Origin of the sequence: Nocardia otitidiscaviarum NBRC 14405 (genome assembly GCF_000308635.1) — a bacterium.
GTDB classification, from domain to species: domain Bacteria; phylum Actinomycetota; class Actinomycetes; order Mycobacteriales; family Mycobacteriaceae; genus Nocardia; species Nocardia otitidiscaviarum.
The window spans coordinates 22,253-46,406 of the sequence record NZ_BAGD01000053.1; the positions used below are offsets into that span (position 1 = coordinate 22,253).

General features: G+C 69.6%; 25 protein-coding genes. 12 read left to right on the top strand and 13 right to left on the bottom strand.

All coding sequences use genetic code 11. The annotated features are described in order from the left end of the window. Positions 1 to 161 precede the first annotated feature (161 nt). The gene (locus ON31_RS09640) at positions 162 to 1,520 is read left to right on the top strand and encodes a lipase family protein (RefSeq protein ID WP_081592332.1); all 1,359 of its coding nucleotides are present in this window, start codon (positions 162 to 164) and stop codon (positions 1,518 to 1,520) included. A 2-nt stretch (positions 1,521 to 1,522) separates the two neighbouring features. Here ON31_RS09640 and ON31_RS09645 read toward each other — a convergent pair whose 3' ends face one another. After that, positions 1,523 to 2,764 (bottom strand): serine hydrolase domain-containing protein, encoded by a 1,242-nt coding sequence (locus tag ON31_RS09645; protein ID WP_039811763.1) that lies wholly within the window; start codon positions 2,762 to 2,764, stop codon positions 1,523 to 1,525. Positions 2,765 to 2,851: 87 nt separating this feature from the next. After that, positions 2,852 to 3,391 (bottom strand): helix-hairpin-helix domain-containing protein, encoded by a 540-nt coding sequence (locus tag ON31_RS37810; protein ID WP_039811766.1) that lies wholly within the window; start codon positions 3,389 to 3,391, stop codon positions 2,852 to 2,854. A gap of 217 nt (positions 3,392 to 3,608) precedes the next feature. On the opposite strand from ON31_RS37810, the gene ON31_RS09655 reads away from it, so the two are divergent. The 4 genes from ON31_RS09655 to ON31_RS09670 all read left to right on the top strand — a co-directional run bounded on the left by ON31_RS09655 (position 3,609) and on the right by ON31_RS09670 (position 7,233). Continuing rightward, positions 3,609 to 5,387: a cutinase family protein gene (locus tag ON31_RS09655; protein ID WP_039811913.1), complete on the top strand. Its 1,779-nt coding sequence runs from the start codon at positions 3,609 to 3,611 to the stop codon at positions 5,385 to 5,387. Positions 5,388 to 5,501: 114 nt separating this feature from the next. Then, positions 5,502 to 6,338, top strand: a complete 837-nt coding sequence (locus ON31_RS09660; protein WP_255222038.1) for a 1-acyl-sn-glycerol-3-phosphate acyltransferase — start codon at positions 5,502 to 5,504, stop codon at positions 6,336 to 6,338. A 47-nt stretch (positions 6,339 to 6,385) separates the two neighbouring features. Continuing rightward, a complete protein-coding gene (locus ON31_RS09665; RefSeq protein ID WP_039811768.1) occupies positions 6,386 to 6,859 on the top strand; it encodes a MarR family winged helix-turn-helix transcriptional regulator in 474 nt (157 codons plus the stop codon). Further along, the gene (locus ON31_RS09670) at positions 6,856 to 7,233 is read left to right on the top strand and encodes a DUF5313 family protein (RefSeq protein ID WP_039811771.1); all 378 of its coding nucleotides are present in this window, start codon (positions 6,856 to 6,858) and stop codon (positions 7,231 to 7,233) included. Before ON31_RS09665 ends, ON31_RS09670 begins: the two co-directional genes overlap by 4 nt. A gap of 10 nt (positions 7,234 to 7,243) precedes the next feature. On the opposite strand, the gene ON31_RS09675 is transcribed toward ON31_RS09670, so the two are convergent. Beyond that, complete coding sequence (locus tag ON31_RS09675; protein WP_218007302.1) at positions 7,244 to 8,080, bottom strand: amidohydrolase family protein; 837 nt, start codon at positions 8,078 to 8,080, stop codon at positions 7,244 to 7,246. 122 nt (positions 8,081 to 8,202) lie between these two features. Between ON31_RS09675 and gnd the strand changes: the two genes are divergently transcribed. Then, positions 8,203 to 9,645 (top strand): NADP-dependent phosphogluconate dehydrogenase, encoded by a 1,443-nt coding sequence (gene gnd, locus ON31_RS09680; RefSeq protein WP_039811776.1) that lies wholly within the window; start codon positions 8,203 to 8,205, stop codon positions 9,643 to 9,645. 35 nt (positions 9,646 to 9,680) lie between these two features. Here the strand turns inward: gnd and ON31_RS09685 are convergent, their stop codons facing one another. Beyond that, on the bottom strand, positions 9,681 to 11,372 hold the full coding sequence (locus ON31_RS09685) for a hypothetical protein (protein WP_039811779.1): 1,692 nt from the start codon (positions 11,370 to 11,372) through the stop codon (positions 9,681 to 9,683). A gap of 204 nt (positions 11,373 to 11,576) precedes the next feature. Here ON31_RS09685 and ON31_RS09690 point away from each other — a divergent pair, with 204 nt between their 5' ends. From ON31_RS09690 to ON31_RS09700, 3 genes are read left to right on the top strand one after another with little or no spacing between them, the layout of a single operon-like run. After that, on the top strand, positions 11,577 to 11,960 hold the full coding sequence (locus tag ON31_RS09690) for a hypothetical protein (RefSeq protein ID WP_157533627.1): 384 nt from the start codon (positions 11,577 to 11,579) through the stop codon (positions 11,958 to 11,960). A 12-nt stretch (positions 11,961 to 11,972) separates the two neighbouring features. Beyond that, on the top strand, positions 11,973 to 12,878 hold the full coding sequence (locus ON31_RS09695) for an SGNH/GDSL hydrolase family protein (RefSeq protein WP_039811784.1): 906 nt from the start codon (positions 11,973 to 11,975) through the stop codon (positions 12,876 to 12,878). Continuing rightward, positions 12,878 to 14,101 (top strand): acyltransferase family protein, encoded by a 1,224-nt coding sequence (locus tag ON31_RS09700; protein ID WP_051037044.1) that lies wholly within the window; start codon positions 12,878 to 12,880, stop codon positions 14,099 to 14,101. Before ON31_RS09695 ends, ON31_RS09700 begins: the two co-directional genes overlap by 1 nt. On the opposite strand, the gene ON31_RS09705 is transcribed toward ON31_RS09700, so the two are convergent. The 4 genes from ON31_RS09705 to ON31_RS09715 all read right to left on the bottom strand — a co-directional run bounded on the left by ON31_RS09705 (position 14,070) and on the right by ON31_RS09715 (position 16,653). Further along, on the bottom strand, positions 14,070 to 14,708 hold the full coding sequence (locus ON31_RS09705; RefSeq protein ID WP_039811786.1) for a TetR/AcrR family transcriptional regulator: 639 nt from the start codon (positions 14,706 to 14,708) through the stop codon (positions 14,070 to 14,072). The genes ON31_RS09700 and ON31_RS09705 overlap by 32 nt on opposite strands. A gap of 120 nt (positions 14,709 to 14,828) precedes the next feature. After that, positions 14,829 to 15,002, bottom strand: coding sequence for a hypothetical protein (locus tag ON31_RS37260; RefSeq protein WP_162836502.1), 174 nt, complete (start codon positions 15,000 to 15,002; stop codon positions 14,829 to 14,831). 142 nt (positions 15,003 to 15,144) lie between these two features. Continuing rightward, a complete protein-coding gene (locus ON31_RS09710) occupies positions 15,145 to 15,660 on the bottom strand; it encodes a gamma carbonic anhydrase family protein (protein ID WP_029932607.1) in 516 nt (171 codons plus the stop codon). A gap of 21 nt (positions 15,661 to 15,681) precedes the next feature. Further along, positions 15,682 to 16,653 (bottom strand): GlxA family transcriptional regulator, encoded by a 972-nt coding sequence (locus ON31_RS09715; protein ID WP_039811789.1) that lies wholly within the window; start codon positions 16,651 to 16,653, stop codon positions 15,682 to 15,684. A 71-nt stretch (positions 16,654 to 16,724) separates the two neighbouring features. On the opposite strand from ON31_RS09715, the gene ON31_RS09720 reads away from it, so the two are divergent. Both ON31_RS09720 and ald read left to right on the top strand, forming a co-directional pair. Next, positions 16,725 to 17,519, top strand: a complete 795-nt coding sequence (locus ON31_RS09720) for an MBL fold metallo-hydrolase (RefSeq protein WP_051037045.1) — start codon at positions 16,725 to 16,727, stop codon at positions 17,517 to 17,519. A 109-nt stretch (positions 17,520 to 17,628) separates the two neighbouring features. Then, on the top strand, positions 17,629 to 18,744 hold the full coding sequence (gene ald / locus ON31_RS09725) for an alanine dehydrogenase (RefSeq protein WP_039811924.1): 1,116 nt from the start codon (positions 17,629 to 17,631) through the stop codon (positions 18,742 to 18,744). 13 nt (positions 18,745 to 18,757) lie between these two features. Here the strand turns inward: ald and sigJ are convergent, their stop codons facing one another. The 3 genes from sigJ to ON31_RS09740 all read right to left on the bottom strand — a co-directional run bounded on the left by sigJ (position 18,758) and on the right by ON31_RS09740 (position 21,970). Then, complete coding sequence (sigJ, locus tag ON31_RS09730) at positions 18,758 to 19,693, bottom strand: RNA polymerase sigma factor SigJ (RefSeq protein ID WP_039811791.1); 936 nt, start codon at positions 19,691 to 19,693, stop codon at positions 18,758 to 18,760. Between the two features lie 131 nt (positions 19,694 to 19,824). Next, positions 19,825 to 20,784 carry a cobalamin biosynthesis protein gene (locus ON31_RS09735; protein WP_039811793.1) on the bottom strand — a complete coding sequence of 320 codons (960 nt, stop codon included), beginning with the start codon at positions 20,782 to 20,784 and terminating at the stop codon, positions 19,825 to 19,827. Positions 20,785 to 20,842: 58 nt separating this feature from the next. Further along, positions 20,843 to 21,970, bottom strand: coding sequence for an FG-GAP repeat domain-containing protein (locus tag ON31_RS09740; RefSeq protein ID WP_039811795.1), 1,128 nt, complete (start codon positions 21,968 to 21,970; stop codon positions 20,843 to 20,845). 257 nt (positions 21,971 to 22,227) lie between these two features. Between ON31_RS09740 and ON31_RS09745 the strand changes: the two genes are divergently transcribed. Continuing rightward, complete coding sequence (locus tag ON31_RS09745) at positions 22,228 to 22,548, top strand: GerW family sporulation protein (protein ID WP_039811797.1); 321 nt, start codon at positions 22,228 to 22,230, stop codon at positions 22,546 to 22,548. A 70-nt stretch (positions 22,549 to 22,618) separates the two neighbouring features. Here ON31_RS09745 and ON31_RS09750 read toward each other — a convergent pair whose 3' ends face one another. Together ON31_RS09750 and ON31_RS09755 are read right to left on the bottom strand one after the other, a co-directional pair. Further along, entirely contained in the window at positions 22,619 to 23,518 is a 900-nt protein-coding gene (locus ON31_RS09750; RefSeq protein WP_039811927.1) for an SURF1 family cytochrome oxidase biogenesis protein, read from the bottom strand. Between the two features lie 14 nt (positions 23,519 to 23,532). Further along, positions 23,533 to 24,030 (bottom strand): low molecular weight protein-tyrosine-phosphatase, encoded by a 498-nt coding sequence (locus ON31_RS09755; protein ID WP_039811799.1) that lies wholly within the window; start codon positions 24,028 to 24,030, stop codon positions 23,533 to 23,535. Between the last annotated feature and the right edge of the window lie 124 nt (positions 24,031 to 24,154).

Sequence of the window (24,154 nt, forward strand, 5' to 3'; positions counted from 1 at the left end):
CGGCATTCGCGTCGCACCGCATCGCTTCGGCCGATCGGTGTCGATACCCGGTTGCTGTACGCAATGCCCTTGGGACTGTGCATGTTTCGGGTTACGGAGGCAGCCGATGGTTGTTGCTACGGTCCGGGAGCAATCGCCGGACGAAATGAGGAGGGGCGGCCATGAGCGTCGATATCACCAACTCCGCGGAGGCAACCGCATCGGAGGTCGTGCCGCTGCGCACGCCCGTCGAGGTCGACGCCACCGCGGGTGACACGACCGCCGAGGGGCCGCTGCCACCCCTGGACGACCCCTTCTACCTGCCGCCGCCGGATCTGGCGGCGCTCGCCCCGGGCACCGTCATCCGGTCCCGCGAGGTGGAGCTCGGACTGCTGGGCGTGGTGCCGCAGCGGATCTCGGCATGGCAGCTGCTGTATCGCACCACCTCCGTGCACGGCGCGCCGGAAGCGGTGGTGACCACGGTCCTGCTTCCCGAGCACGCCGAGCCGGGCGAGCGGCGGCCGCTGGTGTCGTATCAGTGCGCCATCGACGCCGTGGTGGCGAAGGGGCTGCCGTCCTACAACCTGCGGCAGGGTGCGCGGGCCTTCGGCTCGGTGCCGCAGCTCGAGATGTTCCTGTTCGCGAACGCGCTGGCGCGCGGCTGGGTGCTGTCGGTGCCCGATCACGTCGGTACGGACGGACATTTCGGGGTGCCCCGGGAACCCGGCTACCGCATTCTGGACGGGATTCGCGCGGCGCTCTCCTTCGAACCACTCGGTCTGACCGCACGGACACCGGTGGCGCTGTGGGGCTATTCGGGCGGTGGGCTGGCCACCACGTGGGCGGCCGAGATGGCGGGTGAGTACGCGCCGGAGCTCGATATCGTCGGGGCGTCGGCGGGTTCTCCGGTCGGTGATCCGCGCAGTGTCTTCGCCCGGCTCAACGGCACGGTGTACGCGGGACTCATCGTGCTGGTGCTGTCCGCGCTCTGCCGTGCCTACCCGGATCTGCGCGCCGCCGTGCGCTCGCACTTCGACGGTCCGTTCCACGAGTTGATCGCCCACGCCGAGTCGAGCACCATCCTGCCCATCGTCTTCCGCAGCCTGCGCCGCGATCTCGACCGGCACAGCGCGGTGACGGTCGCCGAGCTGATCACCCGGCCCGAATTCGAGGCCATCTTCGAGGCACTGCGCCCGGTCACCTCGGCACCGGCGTTTCCCATGCTGGTGGTGCAGGCCACCAATGACGCCGTCGTGGCCGTGGAGGATATGGACGAGCAGGTGTGGCGCTACCGGGCGGCGGGGGCGTCGGTGCAATATGTGCGCGACCGGCTCAGCGGCCATGTGACACTCGCCGTCATCGCGGCACCGCTGGTGACGGAGTGGCTGGCCGATCGACTGGCGGGCAAACCACTGCCGCCCTCGGCTCCGAAAACCGTGTGGTCACTGGCTTTTTCGAGCGGCGCGCTGGCGGGCTACCGGCGGCTGCTCGGTGTCGCCGGGCGGGTGCTGACCGGACGCCCGCTCAGCGACGGGCAGTAGCGTCACGCCACGTGGGTGGCCGCGTCGGCGGCCGCCGCGGTGGCCGTGCTGCCGCGGGCTCCCGCCAGGATCGCGGGAATCAGCCAGGCCAGCAGGGTCATATCCGCGGAGACCCAGCCGACGGACATGCGGTTGTGCACGAAGCCGATGGAGATGCCCGAGGCCGGATCCGCCCAGCCGCCGGAGCCGAACGCGCCGAGGTGGCCGTATCCGCGCGGGGCCCGCGGGGACGGGAAGATGTGGTAGCCGAGATGCCAACACGGCACGATGAGGGTGCGATCCGGCTGGATGGTCTGCACGATCTCCAGGGTGCGCACGGTGTCGGGCGACAGGTAGCGCTGTCCGTCGACCATGCCGTCGCAGGCGAGGGCGCTGTACATCTTGGCGAGCCCGTCGGCGGTGCAGACGGCATTGCCCGCGGGCAGCTGCGTGGTCAGAATCGGCGGCTCATCGCCCGCGAACGCGGCTTCCAGACCCGGGAAGTAGATCGACCGCAGCGGGGCGCGGAAGGGACCGGGCAGGCGGGCGGCCAGGCTGACGGTGGGGCGCGCATATGCGCTCTCGCACAGCGCTTTCGCCGAGCCGACCAGATCCGCGGTGACGGTGGGCGCGTCGGCGGGCGGTCGGCCGAGGTGGATGCCGTCCACGCCGAGCGGCTCGGCGACCTCGGTGCGGTACAGCTCCGCCATGGACAGGCCCGTGACGGCGCGGGCAACTCCGGCCAGCATCCAGCCCTGGGTGAGCGCGTGGTAGATCGGCTTGCCGCGCAAGCGATCCGGGGCGGCCGCGGCCAGCCGCCGTTCCATGAGTTCGTGGTCGAGGATCTCCTCCCAGGTGTTCGCCGGGAGTGCGGACAGTCCGGACCGGTGTGTCATCACGTCACGAATGGTGATGTCGCCCTTGCCGTTCGCGCCGAACTCGGGCCAGTACTCGGCGATCGGGGTGTGATAGTCGATGAGCCCTCGATCGGCCAGTCGGTGCATGACGGTGGCGGTGACGCCCTTCGACGCCGAGTACACCATCGCGCCGGTGTCGCGGGTCCACGGTGTCCCCGCGGCGTCGGCCGAACCCGCCCAGATGTTCAGCACCGGCGCACCGCGGTGGTACACGGCGAGCCCCGCGCCGTTGCCTCGCTTGCCCGCGAACATTCGTGCGAAAAGCCTTGCGGCGGAGGCATACCCGGCAGCGGCGCGGCCTTCGACTCCGGCGGGGAGTTCGACCTCGGATCGGAGATGTGCGTCCATGTGTCAACGGTAGCGGCAAGACCACACGGTGGACAAGGATTGTCTGAGACAGTTATCGTCTCGAGCTCTACGCCCGGAACCGCGCGATCAGGCGAGCGTGCGTCCGGTCGCGGCGAGTGTCTCGTCCAGAATGCGCACGGCCTTCGGTCCGACGCCGTGCAGAGCCGACAGTTCGGCGCGGCCCATGGCCGCGACCTGATCAAGGGTGGTGACCCCCGCCGAGACCAGTGCTCGGGTAGCCGGCCCGCCGATGGCCTTCGGAAGATCTCCCACCGTGCCGGGGGTGGCCCGATCCGCCTCGGCGGCTCGGGCGGCCAGCCGCGTCGGCGCGGCCGACAGCCAGGCTCGGCGCACCCAGTGGTTGAGCTGCTGGCCATTGATGTCGGCCAGCCGAATTCGGACGCCCACCGGTGTGGCGGCCCGGACCCACCGCTCGGCGGTGGGGTGCGCGGCCAGTACCTCCTCGGTGTCGGACGGGGTCAACAAGAGTTCCGCCAGTCCATCGGCGGTTGCTATGGCGAACCGTGTGTCGTCGACGGCGAATGCGATCGCTCGCGCACCGGCGTCCTGCTCGACGGTTTCGGGGAGCGACAATGCGGTCTTGCGGAGCTGCGCGCGAGAGGTCATGGCTTCACCATGGCATGCGGTGTGCCACCGGACGTGCGGTCGCCACACGGGCAGGTCGAATCACTGTGACCTGAACCACATTCGGTGCGCCGCGGAATTGCGGTCGGTTAGCGATCCGTAACGTTCCCGTGCCCCGCGACGACGTCTCCGGTGACATACGGCCCGTCCGGGGAGGGCCTTCCGTGTGCTCATCGGTACTGGAATGGGGATCAAGGGCATGGCCTTCGGTGATTTCTTCGTGCGGCACCGCACCGCGTCCGCGGCCGCGGCGCTGACGACATTGGGTGTGGCGGCCGCCGCCGCGGTGATCTGGGCTCCGGAATCGGAGCAGCCCGTGGTGGATACGCAGCTCAGGTCGTCGGTGACCGAATGCCACGACATGGTGACCATTTCGGTGGCCGGTCGTGGTGACACGCCGAAGGAGGGCACCACCGCGCTGCTGGTGGACGCCAACGGGAACCCGCTGCCCGCCGCACTGTCGGGTGATCACAAGAGCGAATGGCTCGACCCGGTGGTCAACGCGCCGTCCGATGATGTCGGGCAGGGCTCGTACGCCGCCGTGTACATCGCGTATCCGGCGAATATGGCCACCTACGAGGACGCCGTCAACACCGGTGTGGCCAATACCGAACAGGTGATGGGCGAGATCTCGGCGGCCTGCCCGGACACCAAATTCTCCATCGTGGGCTACAGCGAGGGCGCCGACGTGGTGCGCCGCGTCGCCATGAAGATCGGCAACGAGGAGTCCGGCGTCAATCCGGACGATGTGCTCGGCGTGGTCATCCTTGCCGACTCCGGCCGGCAGGCGGGTGAGGGCCCGTTCATCGGCGCCGAGGATCCGTTCAGCAATCCCGACGGCTTCGACCGCAAGTACCAGAACGGCGCCAACCCGATCTCCGGGCAGGGCGCGCTACCGGGAACCAGCGGTGATTTCGGCAAACTCAACGGCAAGATCGCCTCGTTCTGTTCCGAGGGCGACCTGACCTGCGCCGCACCGCAGAACATCTCGCTGCTGCAACTGGTGGTCAATGTGGGTCGGCAGGTCAATGCCGATCAGCTCGAACGCGAGGGGCTCACCCCCGCGACCGGACAGGATGTCGCGGTGGTGCTCGGCCGCATCGCCATGACCGCCTTCTCCGATATCGCGTCGCAGCCGAACTGGATGGCCAGCGACGAAACCTTCCTGGACGTGCTGCTGCGAGTGTCGGATCCGGCCTACAAGCCGGGTGCGCACCGGGCACCCGCGCAGGCGGAGAACGTCGCCGCCGAGGGACTCTCGCCGCTGGCCTATCTGCCGCAGAAGATCTTCAACGAGATCGTCGGTCTGATCGTGACCAACCAGAACACCATCCCGGTGATCCTCAGCGATCCGTACAACCTGACGCTCGGCCCCAATGGCAGCGGACACCACTTCGACTACTGGCGCGACGCCAAGCCCGAGGACGGCAAGGAGCTGACCTCCGCCGAGTACGCGGCGGCGTGGCTGACCGAACTGGCCAAGAAGGCGCAGGCGGGTGAGCCGGTCGAGCGGAAGGCCGAGCCGCTGCCCGCGGTGCAGGGGTACACCAACTCGGTGCAGGCGGCGGCGAGCAAGACGACGTCGACGACGACGGCTACGAGTTCCACCACCGGTACGACGGTGTCGAAGAGTGGGGCGACGTCATCGACGACGGCTCCGTCCACGACACCGGCCGAGTCGTCCACGACCTCGCCCGAGTCCACCACGACTACGCCGGAGTCGACCACGACTGCGCCCGAGTCGACCACGACCTCGCCCGAATCGTCTACGACCTCGCCGGAATCGTCCACCACCGCGCCGTCTACGTCGGTCGCGCCGTCGACCACCGCGATCACGTCGGCCGAGTCGACTACCGCGAACGCGCCGATCGCGAAGGAGTCGGAGGTTCCGACGACCGTGCCGTCGTCCACGACCACCGCGCCGTCGTCGTCCACGACCACGACCACGACCACGCCGAGTGTGACGCCGACGCCCTAGGTCTCGCGGTTCTGGTTATCGAAACCCGGTGCTCGTGCACCGGGTTTCGATTGTGTGCGGACGGGCACGTCTGTGGTGATGAACGCATGGTGGACCCGATCGCCGATCGACACGGTGAGCAGCTGGGTGCGCGGGCTGGTGCCGGACGCCGACCTCGGCGACCGCGACCCCGAGTTCATCTCGCGCACGGTCGATCTCGGCTGGCGGCTGGTGCGGGTGTATTTCCGGGCGGAGGTGCGCGGCATCGAGCGGGTACCCGCGACCGGGCCGGTGCTGTTGGTGGGCAATCACACCGGCGGCATCACCGCACCGGAGGTGCCGATCACGGCGCTGGCGTTCTTCCGGCACTTCGGAGCGGAGCGGCCGTTCTATCAGCTGGCCCACGACCTGCTGGTCACCCTGCCCGGCGTGGGTGACGTCGCGCGCAGGTACGGAACCCTCGCGGCCGCACCGGACAACGCGCGCGCGGCATTGCGGACGGGCGCGGCGGTGCTGGTGTATCCCGGCGGCGACTGGGAGGTGATGCGGCCCACTGCGGAGTCGGACCGCATCGACTTCGCGGGCCGCACGGGTTTCGTGCGGCTGGCGCTCGAGGAAGGGGTGCCGATCGTTCCGGTGGTGACCATCGGCGGTCAGGAGACCCTGTTCATCCTCACCCGCGGCGACCGCATCGCCCGCTTCCTGCGGCTGGACCGGTTGCTGCGGGTGAAGGTGTTCCCGATCTCGCTCGCGCTGCCGTGGGGCGTCAATATCAGCGACGCCCTCGGGCACATCCCGCTGCCCGCCAAGATCGTGGTGGATTTCCGCGAACCCATCGACCTGCCGGACGAACTCGCGAAGGGCGGCCACGAGGCCGACGACCTGGACGCCGCCTACGACATCGTCACCGGCGTCATGCAGCGCGAACTCTCCGCGCTCGCCGACGAGCGGGAGCTGCCCGTGCTGGGCTGACGGACATTAGTTTGTGCATTAACTATTAGCGCGTTAAGCTCACGACCGTGAGTGGACGCGACGCACCGGACGATCCCCTGCGCCTCGATCGGCAGGTGTGTTTCGCGCTGGCGGTCGCCAACCGCTCCGTGCTCGCGGTGTACCGGCCGCTGCTGGAACCGCTGGGGCTCACCCACCCGCAGTATCTGGTGATGCTGGCGCTGTGGGGTGAGTCGCCGATGTCGGTGAAGGCCATCGCCGAGGCCATCGAACTGGATTCGGCCACTCTCTCGCCGCTGCTGAAACGGCTCGAGACGGCCGGATTGATCACCCGCCGCCGCGATCGCCGCGACGAGCGGACGCTGTTGGTCGACCTGACCGAGCGGGGGCGGGCCATGCGGCGCGAGGCGGAGCGGATTCCGCCCGCCGTGGTGGAGCGACTGGGGGTGAGCCTGGCGGATCTCGAACAGTTGCGCGACGTGCTCACCCGCGTGAACAAGGCCGCGCGGCGAGCGGCACCGATGCACAGGGAGAACATGTGAGCGCCAGTAAGCCGAATCTCGTTCAACGCGTGCGCTATATCTGCGGTGCGACGCTGCCGCCCGATATGCGGGACTGGGTGCTCGCGGATCTGACCGGCCCGGGGGCGGCGCGCCGCTATCTGCTGCGCTTCCTGATTCCGGTGCTGCCGGTGCTCTGCCTGTTCCTGCTGGTGCCGGGACCGCTGTGGGTCGGCCTGTCCATGATGGCGCTGCTGTATCTGCCGCTGGTGTACTTCACCATCGCGCTCATGTACGTGTACCGCCGCCACCGGCTGCTCAAGCACGGCCTGGACCCGGAGCTCGCCGATATCGGCGAACGCCAGCGCCAGGCCGCCGAGCGCGCGGCCTACGAGGCACGACACGGGCGCGGCTGACCCGCGCGGCCTACTCCGGCAGTCCGAACACCCGTCGGGCATTGCCGGACAGGAACAGCTCCCGGGCCTCCGTGTCGAGGCCGAGGTCGTCGAGCCCGGCCAGGGCGTGCTCGGGGGTGATCATCGGGAAGTTGGTCCCGAACAGCACCTTCCGGCGGCCGTGGCCGCGCAGGTACCGCACCAGCTCCTCGGGGTAGCGGTGCACCGTGTAGGCAGAGGTGTCGATGTACACGTTCGGATACTTGGTGGCCAGCGCGATCATCTCGGTGGTCCACGGATAGCCGATATGCCCGCCCACGATGGTGAGTTCGGGAAACTCCAGCGCCACATCGTCGAGATAGGGGATGGGACGGCCGGTTTCGGAGGCGCGCAGCGGGCCGGTGTGCCCGACCTGTGTGCAGAACGGAATGCCCAGCTCCACACAGGTGGCGTAGAGCGGATAGTAGCGACGGTCGTTGGGCGGCAGCCCCCACAGCCACGGCACCACGCGCAGCGCCCGCAGGCCCAGTTCGGTGACCGCCCGGCGCAGCTCCCGCACCGCCGCCATGGGCCGCCGCAGATCCACCGACGCGACGCCGATCAGCCGCCCCTGCGACGCCGCCGCGAACTCGGCCACCTCGTCATTGGAGACGAGTACGCCCTCCGGTGCGTACCAGGCGCTGATCAGGGCGACATCCACGCTACCGGCCGCCATGGCGGCCACGGTCGCCGAGACCGGCAGCGGTTCGGTCGGCAGTGGTGCGCCCCAGCGCCGCAGTGAATCGAACATGTCGTGCTGGATGAGTCGTGGTGTGGGGTGCTGCGCCCACACGTCGATGATCGCCACCGTGGTTCTCCTCGTCTTCATCTCCAGTTGTGTCCCCCGGCTACCGTCGCATGCCGTGGAGTTCACCGCCCGGTGATCCGGCCGCGCCGTCCAGGTAGGGTTTGCCTCGCATTCACACCTGTCGAACGGAAAGAGGCTCTTTCATGGCGACCTCGGAAGCGCGTGCCCAGATCGGTGTCACCGGCCTGGCGGTCATGGGCAGCAATATCGCCCGCAACTTCGCGCGCAACGGCTACACCGTTGCCCTGCACAACCGCAGTGTCGCCAAGACCGACGCCCTGCTCGCCGCGCACGGTGACGAGGGCGATTTCGTGCGCACCGAGACCATCACCGAGTTCGTGGCCGCGCTCGAGCGCCCGCGCCGGGTGCTGATCATGGTCAAGGCCGGTGACGCCACCGACGCCGTGATCGCCGAACTCGCCGACGCCATGGAACCCGGCGACATCATCATCGACGGCGGCAACGCGCTCTACACCGACACCATCCGCCGCGAGAAGGCGATGGCCGCGCGCGGGCTCAACTTCGTCGGCGCGGGCATCTCCGGCGGTGAGGAGGGCGCGCTCAACGGCCCGGCGATCATGCCCGGCGGTCCGAAGGAGTCCTACGAATCCCTCGGCCCCATGCTGGAGTCCATCGCCGCGCAGGTCGACGGCACCCCGTGCTGCACCCACATCGGCCCCGACGGCTCCGGGCACTTCGTGAAGATGGTGCACAACGGCATCGAGTACGCCGATATGCAGCTCATCGGCGAGGCCTACCACCTGTTCCGCGACGCCCTCGGCTTCGACGCCAAGCAGATCGCCGACGTGTTCACCGACTGGAACTCCGGTGATCTGGAGTCCTACCTGGTCGAGATCACCGCCGAGGTACTGAACCAGGTCGACGCCACCACCGGCAAGCCCCTGGTCGATGTGATCGTCGATGCCGCCGAGCAGAAGGGCACCGGCCGCTGGACGGTCAAGTCCGCGCTCGATCTCGGCATCCCGGTCACCGGGATCGCCGAGGCGGTGTTCGCCCGCGCGCTGTCGGGGTCGCGTGCCCAGCGCAAGGCCGCGGTCGGGCTGGCCGCGGGCACCCTGGCCGAGCGGCCCACCGATACCGCGCGGTTCACCGAGGACATCCGCCAGGCCCTCTACGCCTCCAAGATCGTCGCCTACGCCCAGGGCTTCGACCAGATCGCGGCCGGGTCCGCCGAGTACGACTGGAATCTCAACCCCGGGGACATGGCCACCATCTGGCGCGGCGGCTGCATCATCCGTGCGCGGTTCCTCAACCGGATCAAGGAAGCATACGAGGCGAATCCGGAACTGCCGAGCCTGATCCTGGACCCCTACTTCCGCGCGGCCATCGAAACCGCCATCGATTCCTGGCGACGGGTGGTGTCCACGGCCACCCTGCTCGGCATCCCGGTCCCGGCGTTCGCGTCCTCGCTGTCCTACTACGACGCCCTGCGCGCCGAACGCCTCCCCGCCGCCCTCACCCAGGGACAGCGCGACTTCTTCGGCGCACACACCTACGAACGCGTCGACGCCGAGGGCAAGTTCCACACCCTCTGGAGCGGAGACCGCAGCGAAGTGCGGGCGTGAAGCGAGGCGGCCGCGGGCGCGCCGCCCGCGGTCGCTCAGTCGATCCGTCGGATCAACACCGCCTTGAACAGGAAAACCGCCGCGTGGGAACAGATTCGGTAGATTCCGGCGCCGTCGGCACTGAGGTCGGAGATGCCGAGACCCTTGGCCGCCGTGCGGTAGAGCTCCGAATCCGCCGGGGTGGCCGCCCCCGCCACCCGGTCGGTCTGCACCACCAGTTCGTCGGTATGGCCCAGCGGTGGGATCCGCGCCTGCTCGACGAACACCGCCAGCACGCTGGCGAGCACGCGCAGCGCGGTGGGGTTGCGGGCGGGAATGCCCAGTAGATAGGCGAGTCGGCGGGCGGCCAGCGCGGGTTCGCGGTACACGCTCTCGGCCTCCGCGAGACCCAGCAGGGCGGCGACCACCTCGGCCTTGGACCCGGCCGGGGCGGCGGCGCGTGGACACCGCTGGCCGTCCAGATCGCCGCGCCGCACGACGGCCGCGCCGATGAGCAGGCGGGCGGCCCGGCGAATCTCGAGAATCGCATCGTCGGCGGTCGGATGCGGTACGCCGAATATCACCGCGCTGCCGTCGGATTCGCCGATCTCGGACCGCAGCACCGAGGTCAGCGCGACCGTCGCCGCCGCCATCGCGTCGGCGTCGTCCACCGGCGGCACCGGGGGACCGGTCACGAAGGCCGTGATCAGGCGGCGCACCTGGAGCAGCGGGTACAGGTCGTTGGTCGGGAAGTTCAGCAGATAGGCCAGGCGGGTGGGCGCGGCCACCAGATCGCGCAGCGCCTCTTCACCGGTGGGGTAGCCGAGCAGGGCGGCCACGGCACGGCCGTTCTCCGGTGATTCGGGAACACACCACCACGAGCTGTGCCGGACGAAGGCCGCCCCGCCGGGATGGGTGTCGGCGGGCCAGAGTTCGGACTGCCGGGCGAAGTCGTGCAGTTGTTGGTCGCGTTCCCGGATCGTGAGACTGGCGGCGGTGTGGAACTGGATCTCGAAACGCGCCGGGTCGTCCGGGGCGGTCCACACCGCGCGACGGACGCGATAGCGCGGATTCTCCCGGGAGTCCGCCGATGAGCCGGGGACCGGAGTGCATCCGCGCGCCGCCAGCAGGGCGGTGATCCGCGCGACGGCCTCGGGGTAGGCGTCGGCGTCGAGCACCACGGTGAAGCGGATGATGTCGTTGATCACGCGCAGGGCGGTGGGCAGCGCGACGCCCTCCGAACACAGCACCGCGACCTGGCGGCGCACCGACTCGGGTGATTTCACGGGGGCGAGGTCGACCCGGCGTGCGGCCCAGGACGCGGGCAGTTCGTCCAGCAGCTCGTCGAGCGTCTTCGCCGTCGCGGCGGCGACCCGGGTGAGGTGGTCCCATTGGGCGCGCAGCGAATCCGCTTCCGCCGCAGGCAGTTCCGGGGTCTCGATCACCGACTCCGCCTGTCCGGTCGCGCCGATCACGCCGAATCGGTCACCCAGTAGCAGATCGGCGTCGGCGGCACTGATCTCCACCAGATGCGGCACCGTCGAGGGGCGTGGGTCGTCGATGTCGTAGAGGGTCGCGGTGGGAGCCCAGCCGCCCCAGGTGCGAAACGATTCGTCGTAGACGCGGTCGGGCAGTATCCGGCGTCGCACGACCGTGGTGGCCTTCCCGCCCGCTGCCCAGCCGTGCCGGTCGGGATAGCGGGCCCAGTACCGCGCCGTCTCGGCGGGGGTGGCGTGCGATCTCGTCATGGCGGCAGCTTACGAAGGATGGCGGATTTACGCCGGGTGGGCGCGCTGCGCAGGGCATTCGGCCACGCCGCCCACGGAATTCGGGGATTTGCAGCGGGCGCCGGGTGGGAAATGATCGCGGAACCGGTCCGGGTTGTGTGTCGGCGCGCTTACACTCTCGGCCTAGTGAACTGTAGTTGTTTCAGATCTATGTACGAGGTTCATATGAAGTCTTGGATCCGAGGTCGGCTCGCGGTGACGCGGGGCGCGGTGGCGGTGATCGGCGGCATCGCACTGCTGTCGGGTGCGGTGGCATGTTCCGGGGGTGATGACGAGCGGGCCCCGGCGCCGTCCAGCAGTGTGCTGCCCTCGACCGTAGCCGAACCGACCTCGGAGCCGACCTCGGAGCCGTCGCCGGTGCCGCCGCCCGCGGAGGCCCCCGCGCCGACGACCACCGTCGTGCCGCAGGCGCCGGCCGCGCAGACGCCGCAGGACCCCGCCCCGCCCGCCGCGCCGACCGTGCCCGCGGTGCAGCAGCCCGCACCAGAACCGCCGAAACCCGCTCCGACGCTGCCGGATCCGGGATTCGAGCCGCGAGCCGGATACTGAGCGGGGGCACGGGTGGGAAAGTGGATCGGTGCCCGCTGGGTAGCGGCGGCGGTACTGGCGCTCGCCGCGTCCGGGACGGGGGCGGGGGTCGGCACCGCCGCGCCCGTCGAGGGTAAAACTCTTGTCGTACTCGGTGATTCGTTCAGCTCCAATGCCTGGATACTGGAGTCCGAGACGATCGACTGCTGGCACGGCGAGACCTCCTGGCCCACCCAGCTGAGTCAGCGCATGGGCGTGGCGGGCACCTCGGACTTCCTCGATATGTCCTGTCCCGGAGCCTCACTCGACACACCGCCGAACTACACCGCCGCCTGGGAGGCCAAACAGGCCGACAAGCAGGGCGCGTTCGGTCCGCGCACCGAACTGGTGACCCTGCAATTCGGACTCAACGACCGCTGGGGCGCGCACGAGACCACCATGTGGTTCGCGCTGCAACAATGCGTGCTCAATCTCATCCAGGGCTGTGGGCCCGATGCCGCCGAACAGGGCCGCATCCCCGACTACCGGGAGGTCACCGGCGCCGCCTACGCTGCCCGGATTCGCCCGGTGGTGGAGTACGTGAAGTATTACGCACCCCATGCCCGCATTCTCCTGGTCGGCTATCCCGAACTGTTCGGCTCGGGACCGGAATCGGTGTGCTTCAACGCCTTCGGCGTCGCACGCTTCGTGCAGCCGCGCGGGCGGGCGGCGATCGAATTCGTGAACCGGCTCGACACCGCGCAACGGGAGGCGGCGCGGCTGCTCGAGATCGACTTCTACGACACCCGGGCGGCGACGGCCGGGCACGGGCTGTGCTCACCGGAGCCGTGGATCAACGACTTCCAGGATCCGCGCGACCCCGACGCCATTCCGTTCCATCCCTCCGAACAGGGTGACGCGGTGGTGGCCGACGGGATCCATGCCCAGGTCGGGCGCTGATGGTCGAGGTCGCACCCGCCGCCGCGGGTGGCGCGATCGCGTCGGTGGCGGGGCGGCGGCCGGCGTTGCCGTCGTTGACGGGGGCGCGCTGGTGGGCGGCGTTCGCGGTGTTCGCGCTGCACGCCCTGGTGTTCCTGCCGGTGTATCCGTTCCAGAAGTCGGAGTTGTTCCGGCAGTTGCACAATCTGGTGCCGATGCAGTTGGGGGCGGCGGGGGTGACGTTCTTCTTCGTGTTGTCGGGGTTCATCATCTACTGGTCGTATCGCCCGGGGATGTCGGTGTGGGGTTTCTATCGGCGGCGGGTATTGAAGATCTATCCCACGCATGTGCTGGCGGGGGTGGTGTTCGTGGTGGCGGCGAGTGTGCCGTTGTCGCGGCTGGTGGTGTGGGTGCCGAATCTGCTGCTGGTGCACACCTGGGTGCCGAAGTGGACCACGGTGGGCGGGTTGAATGTGCCCGCATGGTCGCTGGCCTCGGAAATGTTGTTCTATTTGTGCTTTCCGCTGGTGTTCCCGCTGATTCGGCGGATTCCGACCCGGCGGCTGCTGGTGGCCGCCGGGCTGTTGGTGCTGTTCATCGTCGCGCTGCACACGGCCTACTACCTGTGGGTGCCGGGGCCGAAGGGGATCGCGAACGCCTTCGCGCCGCGGCTGCTGCCCGGGGACGCCTCCCCGTTCTTCGAGTTGCATGCCGATCCGCGCTGGTTCGCGCAGCCGGACATCCCCGTCTCGCCGTCGTACTGGCTGAGCTACAACTTCCCGCTGTCGCGGCTGCCGGAGTTCTTCCTCGGGGTGCTGGCCGCCCGCATGGTGATCGAAGGACATTGGCGCAGTACGCGTCTCGGTCCGCCGCTGCTGGGTTTGGCGGTGGCCTATGCCGCCACCTGGGTGGTGCCGGTGAACTACAAGATGTCGGCGCTGCTGCTGGTGCCCATGACCGCGGTCGTGGCGACCCTCGCCACGCGGGATCTGGCGGGTATCCGCGGAGTGAATGCCCATCCGCGCATGGTGTTGCTGGGCAATGTGTCGTACGCGTTCTATCTGATCCAGTTCCCGGTGATGGTGGTGATCACGCGACATCTCATCGGCGGCAACCAGTTCGGCGTTCTCGGCTGGGCCGGGTTCGCGGCCCTGAGCCTGGTGCTGTCACTGGTGGCGGCCGCCGCCCTGTATCACTGGGCGGATGTGCCGATCATGAAGCGCTTCGCCGGACGGCGGGCTTGACACCCACCATGGGCAGCAGGGTGCGGCGGGCGAAGTCCCGGGCCGCCTGCGCGTCACCGAGCGGGATGAGACCGTCCGGCGTCAGGGCCAGCGACAGCGCCAACCTCGCCATGATCTCCGCGACCAGGTCGGCGTCGAAGTCGGTGGTGTCCTGGGCGGACTGGAGTTCGCGCAACTTGCCCGCCAGATAGACGCGGCCGACCTCGAGAATCGGCCCGGCCTCGGTGGTGAGGCGGGGCAGCACCAGATCGGGTTCGGTGCGCAGTAGCCGCCGCAGCAGCTCATTGCGCGCCAGCGCCGTGATGAAGGCGACGAAGGTCTCCACCAACTGGTCCTCGGTCGAGTCGAATGCCTGCGCCCCCTTGTCGATCTCGGCGACGAAGCGCTGAGCCTCGCGCACGCTGACGGCCTCGACCAGCTCGTTCTTGGATTCGAAGCGACGGTAGAGCGTGGCCGGGCTGATACCCGCACGACGCGCGATCTCACCCATGCTGGTCCGCTTGATCCCGAAATCCAGGAAGGCGGACAGTGCGCTCTCGAGCAGTTGCTCGCCGTCCTGGCGCGGCTTGTCGAGAATGCGCTGCAGCATGCTGGGCACGGAAGGCATCGAATCTCCAGTCGATCGGTTGGGGTGACCGCGTCGATGCGGTAAGGCGTGCGTCATTATTTCATCGCATCGCCATCGCGTGGCGCGGACTCCTCGCTCCACCGATTCGGGTCGGGAGGGTCAGCGCACGTTCAGCGCGGCCATTTCCCGCTCGATCGCATTCGCCGCGAAATCGATTCCATTGGTGCGTAATTCGTGAACCCGGCGCTGTAGCGCCTCCATGCCCCCCGGCTGGGCCGCGATATCGGCCACACTGATCCGCCGTCGGTGCATACCGTCCTGCTCGTACGACACCGTTGCAACCTCCTGCTAGCCCCGTGCGCGCACCCGACAGGCGACGGCAGAGCCCGGTCCGCCGGGAGCGCTGCGCACGATGCTAGCAGCGGACTTATATGGTCGCTTGATCAGTGTGTGGAGTCTCACACACTCGGTCGAGTCACGCCTCTTGACCGTCGCGATGCAGGTTCGTGTTGTGCAGGTACACCGCGGCATTGAGCTTGATCCGCTCCAACTCCTGCTCGCCCAGTTCCCGGCGCACCTTGCCCGGCACACCCGCCACCAGCGAATTCGGCGGGATCTGCGCACCCTCCGGAATCAGGGCATTGGCCGCGATCAGACTGCCCGACCCGATCACCGCGCCGTTGAGCACCGTCGCGCCCATGCCGACGAGCACATCGTCGCCGACCGTGCAGCCGTGCAGGATCGCATTGTGGCCCACCGAGACTCCCGCACCCACGGTGCACGGGAAACCCGGATCGGCGTGCAGGACGCAGCCGTCCTGGATATTGGTCCGCTCGCCGACGCTGATGTCGTCCATATCGCCGCGCAGCACCGCCGAATACCAGACGCTCACCTCCGCGCCCAGTTTCACCCGACCGGCCACGGTGGCGTTCGGCGCGATCCACGCGCTCTCGTCGATCTGCGGTTCGTGCTCGCCCAAACGAATCTTCATGAGCCTGAACCTAGAGCACGGTCAACCGGCCGCGCGGTCCGGTCCGCCCGCACGGAAGGCGGCGCGATGCGCGGCGGGCGAGATGCCGAGCATCCGGTGGAAGTGGTGGCGCAGATTGACCGCCGTGCCCAGCCCGGATTCGGCGGCGACACGGTCCATGGTGGCGTCGGTGGTCTCGAGCAGCAGGCGGGCGCGGTCGACCCGCTGCTGGAGCAGCCACCGCTGTGGACTGGAACCGGTGCGCTCGCGGAAGCGGCGGGTGAAGGTGCGCCGGGCCATGAGAGCGGTACGTGCCCAAACGTCCAGGTCGATGACGTCGTCGAGATGGGTGCGCGCCCAGACCATGGCGTGCTCGAGCGGATCGTCGTCGAGCGGTTCGGGCACCGCCACCGGAATGTACTGGGCCTGGGAGCCGCTGCGGTGCGGAGCCAGCACCAGGGCGCGGGCGAGTTCGGTGGCCCGGCGGCTGCCGAGGTCGGCGCGCACCAGGTGCAGGCAGCAGTCCAGGGCGGCCGCCACCCCCGCTGAGGTGATGACGTCGCCGTGATCGGACCAGAGGGTGTCGGCGCGCACCCGCACCGCCGGATGGGCGCGTTGCAGTTCGGCCGCGGCGGACCAGTGCGTGGTCACCTCGCGGCCGTCCGCGAGGCCGCTGGCGGCCACCGCCCACGAGCCGAGGCACAGGCCCACCAGGCGGGCGCCGCGATCGTGGGCGCGGTGCAGGGCGGCGCGCAACGCGTCGGACAGTTCCGCGTGTGGTCGCCAACTCGGCACGATCACCGTCTGCGCGCGATCGATCGCCTCCAGGCCGTGTGTGATGGCGATGTCGAAACCCGCTGGGGTGGAGAGGGTTCCGGGTTGCTCGGCGCACACCTGCACGCGATAGGGCGGATCGGTGTCCGCGTCTACCCCGGCCCGGGCGAACACCAGGCTCGGCACCGAGAGATGGAACGGGCTGATGCCGTCGTAGGCGAGTGTGGCCACGGTGTGCATGGCCCGATCTTATCGATGCGCGGCCTCCGGGCCACTTCTCGATCTTGGTTCGCCGGACGAGACTCGTCGATATGACGAACGCCATCGACCCCGCCGCCACCGACCCCGCCGCCACCGTCGAACTGCTCCATATCGGCGGTCCCACCGTCCGTTTCCGCTACGGCGGCCACACCTGGCTGACCGACCCCACCTTCGACGAGCCGGGCGTCTACCCGGGACCGGTGACCCTGCGCAAGCTGACCGGTCCCGCCGTGAGCGCCGACCGGATCGGGCCGGTGGACGTGGTGCTGCTTTCGCACGATCAGCATCCCGACAATCTCGACCGCACCGGTCGGGACTTCCTGTCCCGTGTCGAGACCACGCTGTCCACGCCCGATGCCGCCGAGCGCATCGAGGGCGTTCGGGGACTGGAGAATTGGGAATCGGTTCGGCTGGGCGAGGTGACCGTCACCGGCGTGCCCGCGCTGCACGGCCCGGAGGGCTGCGAGCCGGTGACCGGTGTGGTCACCGGTTTCGTGCTGCGGGCCGAGGGGCTGCCCACCGTCTATGTCTCCGGCGACAACGCCAGCGTCGAGCGGGTGGAGCGAATCGTCGAGCGGATGGGCCGCATCGACGTGGCGATCCTCAATGTGGGCGCGGCGAATCCCGGCCGCTTCGGCGACACCGACGTCACCCTGAACGGCCGCAGCGCGGTGCGGGCCGCCGAGGCGCTCGGCGACGCCGTGATCGTGCCCGTCCACGCGGAGGGCTGGGCGCACTTCTCCGAAACCCTCGACTACCTGGCGCGCAACTTCGAGTACGCCGGCCGCGGTGAGCAGCTGCGCATTCCGGTGCCGGGCGAGTCGCTGACGGTGACCGCGCCGTAGCCGAGCAGTCCGACCGGAATCTCGCACGATTCCCGTCCGCTGATTACCACCCGGCGACTCGGGCGCGGCGGTGATGGCGGGGGCGGGTCGGGTGGGCCACGATGACGGTATGAGGATCGGGGTACCGCGGGAGGTCAAGCAGCAGGAGTATCGGGTGGCGCTCACCCCGGCCGGGGCCGGGGAGCTGGTGCGCCACGGGCACGAGGTGGTGATCGAGGCCGGGGCGGGGGTCGGCTCGGGCTTCGGCGACGACGACTACACCGCGGTCGGAGTGCGGACGCTGCCGACGGCGGACGAGGTGTGGCGCGCGGCCGAACTCGTAGTGAAGGTGAAAGAGCCCATCGCCGAGGAGTATTCGCGCATGCGCGCCGGACAGGTGCTGTTCACCTATCTGCATCTGGCCGCCTCGCGGGAGTGCACCGAGGCGATCCTGCGGTCCGGGATCACCGCCATCGCCTACGAGACGGTCCGTGCCGCCGACGGCTCGCTGCCGCTGCTCGCGCCCATGAGCGAGGTGGCGGGCAAGCTCGGCACCCAAGTCGGGGCGTATCACCTGATGTCGCCGCAGGGCGGCGGCGGGGTGCTGCTCGGCGGGGTGCCGGGCGTTCGCCGCGCCAATGTGGTGGTGCTCGGCGGCGGGGTGGCGGGCACCAATGCCGTCGGCGTCGCGGTGGGGATGGGGGCGCGTGTCACCGTGCTGGACACCAACCTGCGGCGGCTGCGCGAACTCGACGCCCGGTTCTCCGGCCGCATCACCACCATCGGCTCCAATACCGCCGAGGTCGAGCGGGCGGTGCTGAGCGCGGATCTGGTGATCGGCTCGGTGCTGGTGCCGGGTGCGCGCGCCCCGAAACTGGTGACCGACGCTCTGGTCGCGCGCATGCGGCCCGGCTCGGTCCTGGTCGACATCGCCATCGACCAGGGCGGCTGCTTCGAGAGTTCACATCCGACCACGCACGCGAACCCCACCTTCCGGGTGGCGGATTCGCTGTTCTACTGCGTGGCCAATATGCCCGGCGCGGTACCGCACACCTCCACCACCGCGCTCACCAACGCCACCCTGCCGTACGCGAAGGCCATCGCCGATCTGGGCTGGCGTGCCGCCTGCGACGCCGATCCGGGTCTGGCGCAGGGGCTCACGGCCGATGCGGGCGAACTCTACGCCGTGGAGGTGGCCCAGGCGCACGGCCTGGGCTCCGTCGGCGGTGCCGCCACGCGGCCGTAGCGGCGGCGGTGTACTAGCGTCCGAGGGTCCAATCCGGGTCGCCGTCCATCGGCAGGTCGCGCAGCTTGTCCGGGTTGCGCACCGCGTCGATGGCCGTGATCCGGCCGTTGTCGACGGTGAAGGAGAAGACGCCGATGTGCTTGCCGTCGAACACGATCAGGCCCGGCCGACCGGTGACGGTGACCTTGCGCAGCCACGCGTTCTCGACCTCGCTCGCCGCACGCAGGAAGGACATGAGGGTGTCGGCCACCGTCCGCGCGCCGCGCAGCGGTTCCAGGAACGCCAGTACCTTGCCGCCGCCGTCGGCGGTGAAGGTGACGTCCTTGTCGAGGATGCCCACCAGGGCGTTCAGATCGCCCGAGCGCCACGCCACCGCGAAGGCCGACACCACCTTGGCGTGCTCGTCGCGGCTGGCCGGGAAGCGCGGGGTGCCCTCCTGCACATGTTTGCGGGCACGGGAGGCCAACTGCCGCACCGCCGCCGGCGTGCGGCCCACCACCTCGGCGACCTCCGGGCCGGTCATGCCGAACACCTCCTGGAGGACGAAGGCGGTGCGCTCGGCGGGGGAGAGCGACTCCAGCACCACCAGTAGGGCGGTGGTGACCCGGTCGTCCTGGGTGACCCGGTCGGCCGGATCGTCCTCCCAGGCGCTCACCTCCGGTTCGGGCAGCCATTCACCCACGTACTGTTCGCGGCGGGCGCGCGCCGAACCCAGGTGGTCGAGCGCCAGGCGGCCGGTGACCGTGGTCAGCCAGGCGCGCAGATTCTCGATCTCCGCGCCCGGATTGCCCTCGTGATATCGCTGCAAGCGCAGCCACGCCTCCTGCACCACGTCGTCGGCGTCGCTGAGGCTGCCGAGCGTGCTGTACGCGACCCGGCGCAGATAGGGACGATGCTCCTCGAACTGCCGGGCCAGGTCGGTCGGGTCGGGGGTGCTGTCGGTCGCCACTGTTTCGCCGTTCGTTCGGGTCGCCCGGGGGCGACGTACTTCCTGTGCATCAGGAGGACGACACGGGACGGGCGGATGTGACATCCCGCTGCGGGACGCGGCCACCGGTCGTTCGGGTCGTCGGGATATATCTACACGAACCGGTCGGTCGTCTGCTTCTTTCGATGGCCACGAGCCGCCGCGAAACCCGCCGCGGTGAGGGCCGCCGCGAGTTGCACCGCCTCGGAGAGAACGACCGCGCGGCGCAGGTCCGGGACCCGGGGCGCGGGACCGTCGCCGAGCGTGGGTCGCATCTCGACACCGTGCCGGTACTCGGTGCGGCCGCCGAGGCCGACGCCCAGCGCCCCGGCCACGGTGGCTTCGGCCACACCCGCATTGGGGCTCGGATGGCCGGCCGCATCGCGTCGCCAGGCCCGCCAGGCGTCGGCGGGACGGCCGCCGACCAGCGGGGCCAGCGCGGTGGTGAGGGCTCCCGCGAGGCGGGCGGGCACCAGATTGGCCACGTCGTCGGTGCGGGCGGCGGCCCAGCCGAAATGTCGATAGCGCTGGTTCCGGTAGCCGATCATGGCGTCGAGGGTGTTGATCGCGCGGTAGGCCAGCAGGCCGGGAATACCGGCCACCGCACCCCAGAACAGCGGGGCGACCGTCGCGTCCGAGGTGTTCTCGGCAATGGATTCCAGTGCGGCCCGGGCCAATCCGTCGGCGTCGAGGACCGCGGGGTCGCGACCGCACAGCGACGGCAGCAGCTCCCGCGCCCCGGCCAGGTCGTCGGCCTCCAGTCGGTCGGCCATGGCGCGGCCGGTGCGGGCCAGGCTGCGGCCGCCGAGCACGGTCCAGGTGGCGGCGGCGGTGAGCGGTACCCGGCCCGATCCCGCCCGGTGTGCCGCCACCCCGACAGCGGTCACGGCACCCACCAGCACCACTTCGTGCAGCACGCCCGCCGCCCGGCTGTCCCGATAGGTCCTGGTCTCCAATGCCATTGCCGCCGAACCGAATCCGGCCACCGGATGGCAGCGGCGCGGGTCGCCGAACAGGCGGTCCAGCGCGAATCCGAGCAGCAGTCCCGCTGCGGTCGATGTCCCGGTACGCACTCGGCGAGGGTAGTCGACCCGCCGCCGCGCCCCCGGCGGGTGGGGCGCGGCGGGGTGGTCAGGACTGGTTCTTCAGGAAGGAGAGCTCATTGGCGCTGCCCGCCACCACCACATCCAGCTTGCCGTCGCCGTCGTAGTCGGCCAGTGCCGGAGTCTGCGGCTGCGAGGTGACGTCGTGGTCACCGGCGCGGCCGATGGTGCCGTCCCCGTTCCCGCTGAATACCATGATCTTGGAATTCAGTACGGCGGACATGACGGCGTCGAGATTGCCGTCGCGGTCGAAATCGCCCACCGCGATACTGGTGGGGCCGAGTCCGGACAGCGGTACCCGGTTGGTCTTCGAGAAGTCACCCTTGCCGTCGGAGACGAGCACCGTGGTGCTGAAGGAGAACGAATCGGCGGTGATCACGTCGTCGATTCCGTCACCGGTGAAATCACCGGCACGGATATCCTCGGTGACCAGTCCGGAGGTGCTGCCGCCGCGCAGGTCGAAACTGCCGTCGCCGCGGTTGGTCGCCACGTGCACCCGTTGCAGCACAGTATTGTTGACAGCGATATCGGGTTTCCCGTCACCATCGAAATTCCCGACGGTGAAGGCCGTGGGGGCACCCGGAATGGTCACCGAACCCTTGCCGTCGAGTTCGCCGTTGCCCTTGCCCAGCCAGGTCTTCACTCCGGCGGGCACCAGGCTCAGCACATCCTGTTTGCCGTCACCGTTCACATCCGCGACGATGACCTCCTGCTGCGCCCCCTCCAGCGTCGGATAGGTCCTGGCGTCGGCGAAGGTGCCGTCGCCGTTGTTGATGAAGGTCGCGACGAACGTCCACGCCTGGGCCACCACATCGGGACGGCCGTCGCCATTGAGATCACCGGCGGCGACCGCGCCGTACCCGTTGCCGGGCGTGCCGACCCGCGTCCCCGGGTCGAAGGTGCCGTCCCCCCTGCCGGTCATGAGCACCGGACCCGGACCGCCGAAATCGGCGCTGACGATATCGGCCTTGCCGTCGCCGTTGAAATCGGCGGTGACCACGCCGATCGGGGCCGGGCCGGGACCCCAGGACGGGAAATTACCGCCCGTCGGGGAATTCACCGCCGGGGCGAAGGAAATGGTTCCCGCCGACGCCGTGCCGGTGGCGAACAGGCAGCAGGCGGTGGTGGCGGCGAGAAGGGTGAGACGTTGGCGCATAGGTATTCCTGGGGTAGAGCGTGACGAGGTGAAGCGGCTCGGAATCTATGGCGTGGATCACAGCGATAGCGACGCATTCTCGCGAATTTGTGGAATTGCCTTGGAATCCGGGATCGGCTGTGCAATGCGCCCAAAGCGGCTCGGGGAGTGGATATCGCGTCGACCGCCCACGGGCGAAACATGTCCCGGCCTACCCTGGTTCATGCGTCGTTGTCGAAACACGATGTGGCGCAGGGACTCACGATTGAGGTGGCGAGATGAGCGTGCGGGATCGACTGGCCGAGTGGCCGACGGCGGACGGGGGAGAGGCGTTCGGAACGCCGTATCAGACGCCGGACGGGACGACGATCGTCCCGGTCAGCCGGACGGGGTACTTCCGGAAGGCGCTTCGTCCGGTCGGGATGTATGTGATCCGCGAGGGGGCGGTACGGTTCGAACCCGCCTTCGATCACACCCGGATCGCCCTGCTGGCCGAATTGGTCGGGTTGGTCGCGGCCGGTCTCGTCACCGGCGCGATCCTGCGTCGGCCGCCGTGGCCGGATCTGCGAATCACGCAGCGCGTCACCCGTGCCGGCTGAGTCGAACGGGTCGCCGCGGCCGTGCCCCGGATCGTCGCCCGGGGTGCGGTCGCTCGCGTGACCTCGGCCCTCAGCGGCGGGTGCCGCCGTAGCGGTCGGCCAACCGGGCCTCGGTGGTCTGTGCCTGGCGCGGCGGAGCCGGGGTGGCGGCGTCCGCGTCCATGTCCGGCGGGGTGATCGGTTCGGCCGGGTTCGGGTCGTCGGAGCCGGTCGCGGTGTTCTCGCGGCGGCGGGCGCGGAGTTCGGCGTAGACGAAATAGCCGAGGCCGAGCGGGGCCATGATGCCGAACGCCAACCATTGCAGGCCGTAGGAGAGATACGGTCCGGCGTCCAGCTGCGGCAGCGGGACCGGGGTGAAGACGCCCGGCTGACCCTCCGACAGTTGCAGGTAGCCGCCGCGGCCGTCGGTGGGGATCGCGGTGATCGGCAGGTCGAGCACCTGCGCCGCCTGCGTGGTGTCGATGGAGTACACCTGACGCAGGCCGTTCTCGGTCATCGGCAGCTTGTCCTCGGGAACGCCCTCGGAGTTGCGCACCCGCGCCTCCAGGCGCTGCGGCCCGGCGGGCGGATCCGCGATGGCGGGGGGTCGCGTGCCGTCGACGGCGGCCACCATGCCGCGGTCGACCAGCACCGTGCGGCCGTCGTCGAGCCGGAAGGCGGCCAGCACCGCGAAGGCGGGTGCGCCGTCGAGATGTCGCAAACGCACCAGCAGCGTGGAGTCGGGCACGTAGCCGCCGTTCGCGGTGACGCGCTGCCACTCACTGTCGGTGTCGGTGCCGTCGAGCAGGGCGGTGACGTCGACCGGCGCGGCCCGCACCGAATCGGCGATCCGCTGATTGCGATGCTCGGTGGCGGAGTTCTTGCCCAGCTGCCAGGGGGCGAGCACGGTGAAGCACATATAGGCGAAACCGGCCACCACCACGGCCAGGATCAGCCAGCTGGGTCGCAGCAGGAAGCCGAGGCGCCGCAGCGCCGACCGGCCGCTCATGCCGTGCCCCGCCGCGGCTCACCGAGTTGGTCGCGCACCCAGTCCAGCAGGCCGGGGACGGCGGCCTCGATCTGCTGGCGCACCAGTTCGAAATCGCGCCGATCGCCGTAGTACGGATCGGCGATATCGGGACCGTCGGCCTCCGGGTCGAAGCTGCGCAGCAGCCGCCGCGCCTCCGACGGCACCCCCAGCCGCGCCAGCGCCCGCTCGTGCGAGGTGTCGAGTGCGATCAGCAGATCGGCGTCGCGGTGGTCGTCGCCGATCACCGCCGCCACATGGCCGACCGGGTATCCGTGTCGCCGCAGTTCGTCGGTGGTACGCGGATCGGCGTCGTCGCCGACGTGCCAGCTGCCGGTGCCCGCGCTGCTCACCCGCACCCGGTCCGCCAGACCGGCGCGCTCGAGATGCGCGGCGAAGATCTTCTCGGCCATCGGCGACCGACAGATATTGCCGGTGCAGATGAAGGTCACATGCAGCTCGCCCACAACAGCCATTGTGTCGGGTCCACCTACGGGGCTGCCACGTAGGGTGTTGAGCTGTGCCGGAGGACACCACGGCGAGCCGTGAATCAGGAGTAGCGGCGGGCGATGTGTCGGGAGCAACGGTGAGTCGTGGATC